This window comes from Ruegeria sp. CL7 (assembly GCF_056536445.1).
Window position 1 is genome coordinate 37,967 of sequence record NZ_JBQFPQ010000006.1, and the last position, 13,424, is coordinate 51,390.

Below are 13,424 nucleotides of genomic sequence, written 5' to 3' on the forward strand. Positions count from 1 at the left end.
GATCCTCTTCAGTGCGTTGCAGCAGCGATTTCGTCGAGCGCCATTTGCGCCAGAGGGGCCACCAGCCCCTTGAACGCCATTGCGTTCTCGTTCGATGCGTTTCCCGCCAGCGCACGGCTGTAAACACCCTGTGCAATCGCAGCCATCCGGAAAAAGGAAAACGCCAGATAGAAGGTCCAGTTTTCAATCTCTGGCAGGTCACGCAGCGAACAATACCGCTCGATCATCTCAGCTTCGGAAGGGATGTTCAAAGCAGCGCGATCCAGCCCTTGCAGCCCCCGGATCAGACCGGTGGGCGGCAATCTGAGACACACACAGAAATAGCCCAGATCAGCCATCGGGTGGCCCAGCGTCGACAGTTCCCAATCCAGAACCGCGGTGATCTGCGGGGCATCCGAAGCGAAGATAAAATTGTCTATGCGAAAGTCACCGTGGATCAGACTGACCGAACCGTCACCATCGGGCAGGTTGCGGGACAGCCAGCCCATAAGCTGTTCCATCTCGGGAAGATTACTTGTTTCTGCGGCCCGATACTGTTTGGTCCAGCGGCTGTACTGGCGTTGGAAATAGTTTCCCGGCTTGCCGAAGTCCGACAGGCCGACGGCGCCTGTGTCAACCGAATGCAGCGCGGCCAGAACCCGGATCATTTCATCGAACACCGGATGATGGTCGGCCACCTCCAACTCGGGCAGCGCCGGGTTCCAGAAAATCCGGCCCTCCTGGAAGCTCATGACATAGAACATGGAACCGATGACATCCGTGTCCTCACACAGCACGTAAGGTTTGGCGACCGGAACCGCAGTGCCATGAAGTGCCCTGAGAACACGATATTCCCGATCCACGGCATGGGCCGAAGGCAGCAGGTCACCTGGCGGTTTGCGGCGCAGCACGTATTTCGAACCACCGGCCTTCAGCAGATAGGTTGGGTTCGACTGCCCGCCCGAAAACTTCCGATAGGACAATGGGCCGGCGAAACCTTGGATATGGCGCCCCAAATATGTCGAAAGCCGCTCGGTATCGAGTTCGAGGCCGGATGAGGTCATGCATGAAACTCCGTATTCCGCCGGGATACCATTCAGCTTACCGCCCTCAATGACATTTGTGAAATTTACTTGCATGATCATCAGCATAATTCTGGTGAATGACATGACGACCAAGCTCAACAAGATCGACCTGAACCTTTTTGTTATTTTTGACGCCATCTATACCGAACGAAATCTGACCCGCGTTGCCGAACGCCTGTCGATCACGCAACCGGCCGTCAGCAACGCCCTGACCCGGTTGCGCAAGACACTGAACGACCCGCTTTTCGTGAAGACCGGCACGGGGATGCAGCCCACGGCGCTGGCAGAGAGCATTTCGGACAGGGTCTCAGCCGCTCTTCACCAGTTGCAAGCCGCATCGGCGCAGGGTGAACGGTTCGACCCGTTTACCAGCAAACGGCTGTTCCGGGTCAGTTTGGTCGACCTTCACAGCCTCATCATCCTGCCCGGGCTTTTGTCCGGGTTTCAATGCACGGCACCCCAGGTCGAACTCAGCCTCGTGCGCATTCCCCGCCGGGATACGCGCAAGGCGTTACAGCAGGGCACGATCGACATCACGTCGGACATTCCGATGCCGGACAGTTCGGATCTGATCAGCCGGACCATCATGAAAGACCGCTATGTCTGTGCCATGCGACCCGGCCACCCGCTGGGTTCGGGCCCATTGACGCTGGAGCGTTATCTTCAGCTGACACATCTGCATGTTTCCTCACGGCCTCAGGGGGCGAGCCCGGTCGACATCGTCCTGCGCAAACTGGGCGCACGACGCAAACTCGGGATTCAGATGCAAAGCTATCTGAACATCCGGGATATTCTGCACAAGACAGATATGGTTGCCACGCTGACCGAATGCAGCGCGCGTGAAATGGGGCTGCGCATGTTGAGGCTGCCGGTTGATGTGCCTCCGATCGAACTTCGCCTTTATCGGCATATCCGGTCCGACGGCGACGAAGCCGTACAATGGATGTTCGACCAAATTGCAGGTCGCACCATCAGAGCGAACGATACGGAACAGCATCATAGGGTCGATCAGAATTGATACGCAACCCCGGGCAACGTGTGACGTCCGGATATCAGAGGCGCCAACCGTCAGGTCCTCGAAACCTCAAGGTCGAAAACATCACGTGTTGATCTGACTTTCAGATTTCTTGGGTAACGCGTCATACGTCGCCTGAAGATAGGCAAAGCCATATCTTCGGTCAGGCTCCAGATGAGTCCCCTCTGCCCACTCGTTCCACGCGTTTATGAAAACGATTTTTTCGTCGGCACTGTATTTTTCCTGCGCAAGAACCTGGCGACACAAATGTTCCGTCCAGCGCTTGTAGGCATTGATTGTGAACCGTCCCATAATCCGAGGGGCATCCTGATTGCGCGCGGTATTGTCCCACGAGAGCGTGGAGGACCGAAACAGCTTGTACCGGGGTTCCGGCTTTTGAAGCTCTGCCTCGACCACGGCCTGGTAATCCAGAACGGCACCCGTGAACTCTGGATTGTAGATCCCCATCTCATCCGTGATGTCGGTGCGCTTTACCTGATGCGGAGGGAACTCCATAGCAGCGTCAAAACCCAGTTTCTCAGGATCGCCGATATCAAAAGTCTGGGCAGCTATGAGATACAGGTCCGGCTCGCCCCAGCTTTGTGCCTCTTTTCGCCAAGCTGCGGTCGTTTCCTCGATATTCGGTATGATGTTCGCTCGGTAAACGATGAAAACCGGCTTCCCATCTATCCGAACGTAGCGCGGATCATCAAAGTATTTTCGTATATGACGCAGAAGGTTCAGGGAATCCTCGATCGAATGGTTTTGCGCGATAAGAACGTCGTGCGCCCGCCCGTCCCAGCGGCGCGTCCAGTTTTCATTTGCCCATGTCAGACAAAACGGCATGTCGACTTCCGGATTGCCCAACATTTGTTCGAGCGGGTGCTCCATCAAGGTCTTTCCACCGAACCAGTAGTAGTAATAGGAGAACCCTCCTATCCCGTAAGATTTCGCGATCCGCGTCTGTTCGACCATGATTTCTGGCAACCGCAAGTCGTAGTAACCCAGATGAATCGGACAATGAGGTTGGTAATGGCCCGGATAATTCGGGACGGCCTTTCCGACATTGGACCATTCGGTAAAGCCTTTGCCCCACCATTCATCATTCTCTTTGAAGGGATGAAATTGCGGCAGGTAATGCGCAATTGCCCGTACTGCGGGTTCAGCTTTCGCAGGCGGGTCGAAGGGTTTGAACTCTTCAGCCTGACCGATGGCTTCAAAACCCTGCCTGTTGGATTGCCCCGGTTTGTCCCAACCCCGTTTGGGGTCTCTTTTCTTGGCTGAATTTCTGAACCGCCTTGCCGTACGTGGCGATAAAGGTGGGCTGAGTTTCGACGCAGCGGTCAGCAAATAGTAAAGCAGGGTATCTTTGATGGACATGCAGTTTCTCGTACTAAGGCGCGTCGTGCCGACTATGACAAAGAAAACCCTTTTTTTCACGCAAAGCACGAGACTGAGTTGCATGACAAGTACTTGGGACTTTCATGCAACTCAATCCGGCGTGGTTTTCTATTTTGTGCGGGCCGCGGACAGCCATTGTTTCAGCAACCGACCGCTGACCGTATCGCGCAAAAGACGGAAGGCCCGTTTGGTCAACGGCTTGTTGGCACCATATGGAACAGGATGCGCGATGCCTTCCGTGGTTTCGCCACGGCGCGAAATTTCCGGGACACCCACATGCGTCCAGTCGGTCAGCTTCGAACCTTGGAGAGCGGCCTTGGTGGCGTGCAAAAACGCATGCCCGTACTCGCGATCCGGTTCCAGGTGACATCCTTCAGCCCATTCATTCCATGCATTCACAAAAACGAAACGTTCCTGGTCGGGGAAATCCTGAGCGGTTTGGTGCAAGGCCCGCGAAAGCCAGTATTCATAGTTTTCCGGCGTTCCGTTCAAAACGACCATGGCATTTTCCTTCCGCCGGGCCGTGTTGTCCCAGGACGGAAAAACCGATCGATGAACGTTGTTTTCAGGCCCATAGCTGTGACCCAGGTACTGTTCTGCGATCGCAGAAAAATCAACACAATGGCCTTGGAAATCGTCGAACAAGTCCACTTCTGGCGAGAGGTTGGGCACGTTGATGCCGTGGGGCGGGAATTCCACACCGGAATCAAACCCGTATGACGCATAGTCCCAGTTTCGGTGCGTAAGCGCACAGGCCAGATGGATTTTCGGAATTCCGACAGACGCGCAATAGTCACGCCAGACCTGCACGGTTTTGCGCGAGTTCTTCAAATGCTGCGGCCGATAAACAATCAGGATCGGAGCGCCATCTATTGTTATGTAGCGGGGATCCCGGAAAAACGGCTCGATCGACTTGATGAACTCCAGATCATCCTCGGGCTTGTACTTCTGCTCAATGAGAATCTCGTGCTCGGCCGCATCCCAGCGGCGCGTCCAGTTCTCATTCGCCCAGCAAAGACAGAACGGCATATCGCTTTCGGGATCCGCAAGCATTTCGTCGACGGGCCGCTCAAGAAGTCTTTTCCCGGAAAACCAGTAATAGTGGTAGCAGAATCCATCAATTCCGCTGGCCTTGGCCATCTCGATCTGCTCAAGCCGCGTTTCGCGGACACGCAGGTCATAATACCCCAGATCCGTAGGAAGATGAGGCTGATAATGCCCGGTGAAAAGCGGCTTGGCTTTTGCGACATTTGTCCACTCGGTGAACCCTTTGCCCCACCATTCATCGTTTTCCGGGATCGGATGAAACTGAGGAAGGTAGAAGGCAATTGTCCTGATGTTGCCGAGTTCACGATCCGTGGTGTTTGAGGACATTACTTCTTCAACCCCAACAGCCGCGCCAGCGATTTTTTTTTCTTCTTGGCCAGTGGGCCGGGCTCGACTCGGGAAGCCTTGCTCGTGTCCACCGGCCCGATAGTCGATTGCAAATCAATCTCTTCGGACAGGGGCAGGCCTGCCATCATGTTGGTCCAATGCTGCCGGGTCTCTTCATCGGGTTGTTCGACGGGCAGGCCCATCAGGTAGATGTCATTCTCTGCGCGTTCCTTGGGGACCGATCTGCTTACGACCTGGAAGACATGGGAATAGCGATTGCGCTGCAACGCGGCCTGAACATCCTGTGGCAGACGGCTCCAGCGTTGACAAAACTCAGTCATCTCTGGCGTACGAACCACAAATTCGGCTTGTTCAATGCTCATACCCTGCGAATTAAGCAGGTGCTGAACGTTTTTGATGCCGAAAAACCGGACATGGGTCCGATCCAGCAGGCCCCAGTCACGGTATTCGAAATCTTCATCGACAAGACAACCGGCAATGGCTGCATGGCCAACATGCGGCAGCGAAAGAATAACCGATCCCGTGTCGTTCAACAGCGATTTCATGCCTGAAAGTACGCTCCAGGGGTCGTAAACATGTTCCAGAACGTCCGCTGCGATCACGTAGTCGAATACCCCGTCTTTCTCGCGAACTATGTCACTCCACGAAGCATCGTTGAGATCCATCGGGTACACAGAACGTGCGAACGGCTTTAGCTTTTCGATCGCCGAAGGGTCGATCTCAAGCGCCACAACATCACATTCCAACGTGCCGGAAAGATGTCGCGTGATCGAACCTGGCCCGGCCCCGATCTCAAGCACCTTGGACCCGGGCTTTACCATGCGCAGCACGCGTGCGGGTGCTACATCACTGTTCATGTCAATGTCGTATTCGTAAGTATGTCTATCGCTCACTGTAATTCTTCCGTGATGCTTATTTCGTGCTTCAATTCGGCTGCTATATAGTTTGGTCTGGTTCTGCAATCCCCAATACCAAACCGATACCTAAGGCTTTGGATGTTGTACCCAAATTATGTTCAACTCAGAGAACACTGTTGCACAAAACTCCCCCAGCGGCAATGACCACTCACCCGGGGATCATTCACACCAAGGGCGCCACGCAACCTTCTTCAAAGAACCATGTTTTGACAGGGTTTTATTTCGTGGCCTTTTCTGCAAAAGAAGCGGCATCCGCGTGGGCGTCGGGTTGAACCTCGTGAGCTCCCGCCGCACTTCAGTTGAGGTATGCTTGATACGCTTTTCAACAGCTTACCGATATCACTGGAAACCACGGCTTTGGCACTGTGAGATCATGCGAACGCGCGCAGGGTGTTGAGCGCACAGGCTTGCGTCCGCAACCATTTGCAGAACGTTCTGAGAACCGCGAACGCCTTCGTTCCGGCAAGTGGTTGGCGCCGGAATTTCGATATCACCTTCAAGGAAGTTTGCGATTTACTGGTTTCAACCCGACGACTGGCAACAATCTGCTCATTCACCACGGCCACCGGAAATCGAAAATTTCCAAAGAGGTAAATCTTATCGCTCTGATCAAACAGGCATTGCATCCCCTGACGCGGCTTCGCCATCCGGCCGCGCTTGCTGATCGGTTTCCCGCCTTCGCTTCATAGGGGCAGAACCATTTCAATCATTTCTCAGATTGTCGTCGCGGAGCGCACAAGATCACGGACCGCTGCAGCAGCCCGGTTCCGTCGTACTGTAACCGGGGTTGACCCTAACTGTGTTTGAGAGGAAGTAACGATCAGGCCCATTCCACAGATACGGCAGGCAGGATTGTCACAGATTACGATCATAAGCGTTTGTTACAACAGCAGTGGCGTGCTGCCGGAGATGCTGAATTCCATCCCAGAGGGCGTGCCGACAATTTTGGTCGACAATGGCTCGGATGATATTGAAGCGGTTCGGCAAATGGCCGAGGTACATTGCGCAACTCTGATCGAAAGCCGCGACAACATCGGGTTTGGCCGCGCATGCAACCTTGGTGCCGCCAAGGCAACAACGGACCTGCTTTTATTTCTGAACCCGGATTCCCACTTGCTGCCCGGAGCATTGGACGCGTTGCAAGAGGGGGCTGACAATCATCCGGATGCGTCAGCCTTCAACCCTGCAATTCTGGACCGGAAAGGGGCACCTCGTTTCAGGCGATACAGTGTGATCATTCCCCGAAATGAAACCCTGCCCAGGAAAACAGCCGATTCCGACTTTGAATTGCCGGTCCTCGTCGGCGCTGCGTTCCTGGTCCGCCGCGAAGCGTTCGAAGAGGTCGGCGGGTTTGATCCCGAAATCTTTCTGTATCATGAGGACGATGATCTGAGCCTGCGGCTCAAAGCCGTTTGCGGGCCACTGTACTATGTCCACAACGCTCAGATGCGCCACGCCAGAGGCAAATCCTCGCCGGGAAGCCCAGCCATCGCTGGCCTGAAGGGCTGGTATATGGGGCAATCACGCGTTTATGTCGCCCGCAAGCATGAAGTCCCGATGGCTTTTGGTCGAGCCCTGGCATCGGCGCTTCTGCAAATGCTGTCACCGGTTGTGTTGTTTTCTACGAGAAAACGCGCCAAACAATGGGCTTTCTTGCGTGGCGTTTGGCATGGCCGGAATGTCCGACCAGCCCCGTTCAGACCTTGATCACAAAGCGTGAAGCAGCTTACCGCCCGTGCAAATTTCCGCCTGAACACGTAACCATGATACAGTTCGCGGCCTAGCTCAAAAGACCTTTCAGATAGGTGCCATAGGTGGACTTGGCGAACAGTCGCGCACGCGCCTCAAGAGCCTCGTCGTCGATCCAGCCATTCGCCCACGCGATTTCATCCAGGCTGCCGGTCTGCATACCCTGACGTTCCGTGATCGTTCGCACGAAGTTTCCCGCATCCAGCAAAGACCCGTGCGTGCCGGTATCCAGCCAGGCAAAACCGCGTCCCATGGTCTGCACATCCAGCAAACCTTCGTCCAGATACATTTCCAGCAGTGACGTGATTTCCAGCTCGCCGCGATCTGACGGTTTGACCTCATGCGCGCGGGCCGGAGCGTCGCCATCCAGAAAATAAAGACCTGTCACCGCGTAGTTCGACGGAGGCACCTTGGGTTTTTCGACGATCGCGCGGGCTTTGTTCCCTTCGAAATCCACAACTCCGTAGCGTTCTGGGTCAGCGACCCGGTACGCAAAAACCGTACCGCCGCGCTTCAGTTGATCCGCCGCGAGCAGCAGGTCCGGAAGGCCATGTCCGAAGAAGATGTTGTCACCCAGAATCAAAGCAGACGGGGCACCGTCCAGAAAATCCTCGGCCAGTGTATAAGCCTGCGCCAGACCGTCAGGAGACGGTTGCACAATCCATGTCAGGGACAACCCGTATTGACTGCCATCCCCCAACAGGCGCTGAAACTGATCCTGATCCTGGGGGGTGGTGATGATCGCGATTTCGCGGATCTGCGACAGCATCAAAACACTCAGCGGGTAAAAGATCATCGGTTTGTCGTAGATCGGCAGCAATTGCTTCGATATCGCCATGGTGATCGGGTAAAGCCGGGTTCCGGACCCACCGGCAAGAATAATGCCTTTGCGCTGCATAATCTGTCCTTTCAAGGTTCAGCTGGTCGCTGACTTCAACTCGTTCAATATCTCGGCCAGTCCGGCTTTCCAGTCGGGTCTCTGGATTCCGAACACATTTTCCAGCCGCGAACAGTCCATACGTGAGTTCAGCGGCCTGGGCGCCGGCGTTGGATAAGCCTCGGTTGGAATATCCTCGATTTCGACCGACAAGCCGGATTGAGAAACAATTTCACGGGCGAAATCCGCCCAGCTGGCATCGGGTGCACCGGAATAGTGAAACACCCCCCCTTTGGCTTCGAGGCCTGCCTTGGCCATTTTCAGCAAGGTTTCGGCAATGTCGGCAGCAGGTGTTGGCCCGCCGATCTGATCTGCGACGATAGTCAGCTTGTCACGGGTTTCTGCCAATCGGAGAATGGTCTTTGCAAAGTTCTTTCCGTGTGCCGAAAACACCCAACTTGTGCGCAAAATGGCATAGTGGCCGCCAGCCTCTGCGATCTGGTGTTCGCCGTCCAGCTTGGTTCGACCATAGGCCCCCAAGGGCCCCGTGGGGTCATCGGTGTTCCAGGGGGTCGGACCAGAGCCGTCAAAAACGTAATCCGTGGAAATATGCAGAAAAGGCAGGTTGCGGGCCGCGGCGGCACGCGCCATTGCTCCGGGTGAATCTCCGTTGATCCGTTGCGCCAGGTCGCTTTCTTCTTCGGCCTGGTCCACCGCCGTATAGGCGGCCGCATTGATGATCACGTCCGCATCCGTATGCCGGATGGCGTCTGCACATTGCGACGGGTCAGACAGGTCCGCCGCGGCGCGATCCAGAGCTTCAACCAAGACACCATGCGCCTGTCCGCGACGCCGCAACTCGGTCGCCACCTGCCCCCCGTGGCCGAACACCAGCGCCTTCATTTGGCAACACCCAGCCGCTCACCCACGCCACTGCGGGCCTGCAAGGCGTTCAGCCATGCACTGTTGTCCAGATACCACTGAACCGTCTGTTCCAGCCCGGTTTCGGGCGTGTAGGAGGGACGCCAGTTCAGTTCGGTGCGAATCCGGGTCGGATCGATGGCATAACGCTGATCGTGACCCGGGCGGTCAGCGACGAACGTGATCAAATCCGCATAGGGCGTTTCACCCGGCTTGAGGCGATCCAGGATCGAACACAGCATTCTGACAAGATCAAGATTGGTCATCTCATTCTCGCCACCGATATTGTAGCTGCGGCCCAGTTCACCCTTTTCGAGCACCAGCAACAGGGCTTCGGCATGGTCATCGACATGCAGCCAGTCGCGAATGTTGTCGCCTTTCCCGTATATCGGGATCGGTTTGCCCGCCAGCGCACTGAGGATGACAACGGGGATCAGCTTTTCCGGAAACTGGTAAGGGCCGTAGTTGTTAGAGCAATTGGTAAGAACCACTGGCAGGCCGTATGTTTCACGCCACGCCCGCACGAGATGATCCGATCCCGCTTTCGAGGCCGAATAGGGTGAGTTCGGCTGGTATGGGCTGTCTTCGGTGAAAAACCCGGTTTTACCCAAGGACCCAAAGACCTCGTCGGTTGATATATGGTGAAACCGGAATTGCTCGGGCCGGCCGGCACCCACCCAATAGGCGCGTGCGGCTTCCAACAATACATAGGTCCCGGTCAGGTTCGTGTCGATGAACGCGGCCGGGCCATCGATCGAACGGTCAACATGGCTTTCAGCGGCCAGATGCATGATCGCGTCTGGCTGGTGTCTGTCCAGTATCGCCGACATGGCGGCGGCATCCCGGATATCCGCATGTTCAAAAACGTATCCCGGCGCATCCGCGACAGAGGCAACATTGTCCAGACAGGCCGCGTAGGTCAGGGCATCGACATTGACGACCGAATGCCCATCGGCAATCGCACGACGGATAACGGCAGACCCGATAAAGCCCGCCCCGCCCGTAACCAGAATTTTCATTGTGTGTCCTCGAATACGAAAGGAGATTCAATTTCGCGCAGAAGTGGTGCGATCCGATCTTTCTCGGACAGCTGGGGTTCTGAATTGCTCTGTGGCCATTCAATGCCGATATCGGGATCGTCCCAACGAACCGCGCCTTCAGTTTCCGGCGCGTAGGTATCAGAACACTTGTAGACGATCTCGGTCTCCGGCTCCAACGTCACGAATCCATGCGCGAACCCCGCAGGAACCAACAGCATCCGCCCGTTCTCGAAACTCAGTTCTTCGCCGACCCAGTGACCATAGGTGGGCGAACCTTTGCGGATATCGACCGCGACATCAAACAGCCGTCCACGACCGCAGCGCACCAGCTTGGCCTGCGCTCTTGGCGGAGCCTGAAAATGCAATCCGCGCACCGTGTTCACCGTGCTCGAAAGGGAATGATTGTCCTGAACGAATTGCGTATGAATCCCTTGTGCCGCAAAGCTGTCGGCATTGTAGGTTTCCTCAAAGAACCCGCGATGATCGCCAAAACGCTTCGGGGTGATCAGTTTCACTTCCGGAATGGAAAGCGCCAATATTTCCATTGTTACTAATTTTCATCTCTGTGTTGAAGTCTCGGCCTGCTATGTCACATTTGCTCCACCGACGCCAAGACCTATGTTGTCCGACCAGCAATTTGAGCGGCTTATCGGTTTCAAAGGTCAGGCGATTATCGCAGGCAACTTGCGATTCTGATAGAATTCATTGAAATTATTGGACCATCTGCAAATGAAAACACAGGGATGGAACAGATAACGAAGCCGCCGGCGCGACAACACTTGGGCCGAAAGCTAAAGCACCGCGTCATGGGGCGGCATCCGAGCGCTGAGGCTGGGTCGTGTCGATTTGGCGGCGAAAGCCAATCCGCACCTTACCGCTAAAAAAGATACAACTTTGCTTTGGCCTAGATATCTTTCGGCACTCAGGCCGCTTCGAGATTTCCCAACAGGATGGAGGTCATGTCCACGTTGATGACCCCATCCACCGCCACAACATCGACACCCGTCTGATAGGTTACATTGTCCTTGGTTATTCCGGAAAGGTCCGCGTTCTCATCCAGAAATACCCATTCAGGGTCATGGGCCGTGGGCTGCCCGACGGCGACTTGCAAAATTGCAAGCGCATCCAGGGCGTTCACGGTGCCATCCCTGTTGACGTCTGCCGCTATCAGGTTTTCCGCGGTCGCTGGACCCCATGTCGGGTCAAGACCAACCGAGATACGCAACACTTGCAAAGCGTCCAGCGCGTCAATCTTCCCGCTTGCCGTGGAATAGTGTTTGGTGATGTCCAGCACTCCGGGAAAGGTGCCATCGGGCAATTCCAGATCAAACCGCCCCTGACTATCTGCGGTGGCGGATACCGTACCCCCGCCGTCCGGCGTGAACCGGATTTCCGCATCCGTCAGCCCCGGATTCGCAACCTGGCTGTCCACCGTAATCTGCCCGACCAATCCATCAGAGCTGCCCGGTGTCGGCCCGCCCAGGTCCCCGAAATCTACCGGGATGTGATCCGGTCCGGCGAAGCCTGCGCCAAAGATATCCGTGCTTGTCAAAGCGCCGCCCGACGCGGATTGGACCTGCACGATCTCGCCGCGATATTCGATCTGAGCCCCGTTTGCTGTGCTGGTAAAGGTCAGTTGCTGAGGCGACCGCAGCAGCAGGTAGTCGAACATATCCAGACGATCCAGGCCCGCCTGAAAATCGGTTATTGTGGTCAGACCGCTACCGGACTGCATCACGAAGATGTCGGCCCCTGCACCACCTGACATCGTCGTCGCACCCTTCCCCGCGATGAGAATGTCGTCTCCGGCGCCTCCTAAAAGGGTCGTGTCCAGAATACCGCCGCTGAGGATATCGTCCGACGCGCTCCCGTTCACGGTACCGAACCCCTTGCGCACCACCCCCAGATCATCGACCGGGACCGTCAGGACGTTCACCCCGGCATCCTGTTGTGATGTCACGAGAATTTGCAGCTCGTCGCCCACATGTGCAACCGCCAGCGATTCGACATTCTGCAATCCACTGGCCAGCGTATCCGCGAAACTGTCCATATGAACAAGTTGACCTTCGGGTGTCAGAGTGAACAGAGACAGGCCATCATCGCCGCCGCCTGCAACCACAAACACCCGACCGTTCACGTCTATGACCGCCAGATCCTGAACCGATTCAAACCGCGTATGAAGCGTATCAAGCACATGGTCCGTCGCCTTTAAACTTCCATCGCTGCTCAATTGAAGAACACTGAGAGAGTTGCTGCCGGACCCTGCCACCACGACCCAGGATTTGCCGTATGCCTCTACGGTCTCGACATCTGTTGGGGTTGAAACACCTAGGGTTCCGAGAGCCGAGTCATTGTTGATCTCGGTTAACGTGCCGGTGCCGGAATCGATGCGATATGTCGAGACAGAGTTTGTTGCCGCGTCACTTGAGATCAGAAAATGTTCCGAACCCGACCGCAACGTCTGCATGGCATCCGCCGTGCCGGCAATCAAACCCGCAAGACTGAGCGTCCCGTTCGCGTTCACATGATAGGTTCCGATATTGCCAGTACCCTCATGCGCCATCGCAAGGACATCCGAAGACCCCAGTGAAAACTGTATGATGACCGAGATATCTCCGCCTCCGTTGAGCACACCCGTTTCCTTCAGGTTACCGATCGTTCCGTCCGCGTTCACGTCATACCCGACCAGGCCCGTGGCAGTATTGATATCCAGCGCGATCTGCTCGGTTCCCGCCAGCGTTATTGGCGTGGCACTGCGCCCCACCTGGAAGGTGATCGAACCGCTGTAATACTCGGTATCAACCAGCTGCGGCAGGGCACCGTCGGCCAGCCGCCAGACCGCGACACCGCCACCCGGGCCGGTCACCGTGTAGAGATACGTATTCCCGTTAAGCGTTTTTAAAGCCGTATCGCCGATACCTGAATCGAGCGCCGTGCTCCCCGTTGCCACTACACTTTCGAACTGAAGCATCACAGCCATCACCTCCTGCGCCACCCCTGGCAGTTACGGCAAGATGACCAGATGAGCAGACCGAAACCGAAGCA

12 protein-coding genes are annotated in these 13,424 nt (G+C 55.9%); 2 read left to right on the top strand and 10 right to left on the bottom strand.

The features are described 5' to 3' along the window. Positions 1-8: 8 nt before the first annotated feature. Entirely contained in the window at positions 9-1,124 is a 1,116-nt protein-coding gene (locus ACR0LI_RS14845; protein WP_253285037.1) for a phosphotransferase family protein, read from the bottom strand. On the opposite strand from ACR0LI_RS14845, the gene ACR0LI_RS14850 reads away from it, so the two are divergent. Next, positions 1,117-2,082, top strand: coding sequence for a LysR family transcriptional regulator (locus tag ACR0LI_RS14850; RefSeq protein ID WP_480718752.1), 966 nt, complete (start codon positions 1,117-1,119; stop codon positions 2,080-2,082). The two genes, ACR0LI_RS14845 and ACR0LI_RS14850, sit on opposite strands and share 8 nt — an antisense overlap. An 81-nt stretch (positions 2,083-2,163) precedes the next feature. Here the strand turns inward: ACR0LI_RS14850 and ACR0LI_RS14855 are convergent, their stop codons facing one another. From ACR0LI_RS14855 to ACR0LI_RS14870, 4 genes are all read right to left on the bottom strand, one after another. Next, positions 2,164-3,459 carry a glycosyltransferase WbsX family protein gene (locus ACR0LI_RS14855; RefSeq protein WP_216600201.1) on the bottom strand — a complete coding sequence of 432 codons (1,296 nt, stop codon included), beginning with the start codon at positions 3,457-3,459 and terminating at the stop codon, positions 2,164-2,166. Between the two features lie 129 nt (positions 3,460-3,588). Continuing rightward, a complete protein-coding gene (locus ACR0LI_RS14860) occupies positions 3,589-4,854 on the bottom strand; it encodes a glycosyltransferase WbsX family protein (RefSeq protein WP_480718753.1) in 1,266 nt (421 codons plus the stop codon). Then, complete coding sequence (locus ACR0LI_RS14865; protein WP_480491040.1) at positions 4,854-5,768, bottom strand: class I SAM-dependent methyltransferase; 915 nt, start codon at positions 5,766-5,768, stop codon at positions 4,854-4,856. Before ACR0LI_RS14865 ends, ACR0LI_RS14860 begins: the two co-directional genes overlap by 1 nt. Before the next feature lie 395 nt (positions 5,769-6,163). Continuing rightward, entirely contained in the window at positions 6,164-6,439 is a 276-nt protein-coding gene (locus ACR0LI_RS14870; RefSeq protein WP_480621082.1) for a hypothetical protein, read from the bottom strand. 205 nt (positions 6,440-6,644) lie between these two features. Here ACR0LI_RS14870 and ACR0LI_RS14875 point away from each other — a divergent pair, with 205 nt between their 5' ends. After that, positions 6,645-7,499 carry a glycosyltransferase family 2 protein gene (locus ACR0LI_RS14875; protein WP_480718754.1) on the top strand — a complete coding sequence of 285 codons (855 nt, stop codon included), beginning with the start codon at positions 6,645-6,647 and terminating at the stop codon, positions 7,497-7,499. 73 nt (positions 7,500-7,572) lie between these two features. Here the strand turns inward: ACR0LI_RS14875 and rfbA are convergent, their stop codons facing one another. The 5 genes from rfbA to ACR0LI_RS14900 form a co-directional block, all read right to left on the bottom strand. After that, complete coding sequence (gene rfbA, locus ACR0LI_RS14880) at positions 7,573-8,439, bottom strand: glucose-1-phosphate thymidylyltransferase RfbA (RefSeq protein WP_480621079.1); 867 nt, start codon at positions 8,437-8,439, stop codon at positions 7,573-7,575. 18 nt (positions 8,440-8,457) lie between these two features. Further along, positions 8,458-9,321 (bottom strand): dTDP-4-dehydrorhamnose reductase, encoded by an 864-nt coding sequence (rfbD, locus tag ACR0LI_RS14885; RefSeq protein ID WP_480718755.1) that lies wholly within the window; start codon positions 9,319-9,321, stop codon positions 8,458-8,460. Beyond that, positions 9,318-10,358 carry a dTDP-glucose 4,6-dehydratase gene (rfbB, locus tag ACR0LI_RS14890; protein WP_480718756.1) on the bottom strand — a complete coding sequence of 347 codons (1,041 nt, stop codon included), beginning with the start codon at positions 10,356-10,358 and terminating at the stop codon, positions 9,318-9,320. Before rfbB ends, rfbD begins: the two co-directional genes overlap by 4 nt. Further along, positions 10,355-10,924 carry a dTDP-4-dehydrorhamnose 3,5-epimerase gene (gene rfbC, locus ACR0LI_RS14895; RefSeq protein WP_152460487.1) on the bottom strand — a complete coding sequence of 190 codons (570 nt, stop codon included), beginning with the start codon at positions 10,922-10,924 and terminating at the stop codon, positions 10,355-10,357. The genes rfbB and rfbC overlap by 4 nt, the downstream gene beginning before the upstream one ends. Positions 10,925-11,301: 377 nt before the next feature. Further along, positions 11,302-13,359 carry a dockerin type I domain-containing protein gene (locus ACR0LI_RS14900; protein WP_480718757.1) on the bottom strand — a complete coding sequence of 686 codons (2,058 nt, stop codon included), beginning with the start codon at positions 13,357-13,359 and terminating at the stop codon, positions 11,302-11,304. Positions 13,360-13,424 lie beyond the last annotated feature (65 nt).

Bases quoted from the DNA above. Each gene is read 5' to 3' on its own strand.
- ACR0LI_RS14850 (WP_480718752.1), top strand. From the start codon at position 1,117: ATGATCATCAGCATAATTCTGGTGAATGACATGACGACCAAGCTCAAC.
- ACR0LI_RS14845 (WP_253285037.1), bottom strand. From the start codon at position 1,124: ATGATCATGCAAGTAAATTTCACAAATGTCATTGAGGGCGGTAAGCTG.
- ACR0LI_RS14855 (WP_216600201.1), bottom strand. From the start codon at position 3,459: ATGTCCATCAAAGATACCCTGCTTTACTATTTGCTGACCGCTGCGTCG.
- ACR0LI_RS14860 (WP_480718753.1), bottom strand. From the start codon at position 4,854: ATGTCCTCAAACACCACGGATCGTGAACTCGGCAACATCAGGACAATT.
- ACR0LI_RS14870 (WP_480621082.1), bottom strand. From the start codon at position 6,439: ATGGCGAAGCCGCGTCAGGGGATGCAATGCCTGTTTGATCAGAGCGAT.
- rfbA (WP_480621079.1), bottom strand. From the start codon at position 8,439: ATGCAGCGCAAAGGCATTATTCTTGCCGGTGGGTCCGGAACCCGGCTT.
- rfbD (WP_480718755.1), bottom strand. From the start codon at position 9,321: ATGAAGGCGCTGGTGTTCGGCCACGGGGGGCAGGTGGCGACCGAGTTG.
- rfbB (WP_480718756.1), bottom strand. From the start codon at position 10,358: ATGAAAATTCTGGTTACGGGCGGGGCGGGCTTTATCGGGTCTGCCGTT.
- rfbC (WP_152460487.1), bottom strand. From the start codon at position 10,924: ATGGAAATATTGGCGCTTTCCATTCCGGAAGTGAAACTGATCACCCCG.
- ACR0LI_RS14900 (WP_480718757.1), bottom strand. From the start codon at position 13,359: ATGGCTGTGATGCTTCAGTTCGAAAGTGTAGTGGCAACGGGGAGCACG.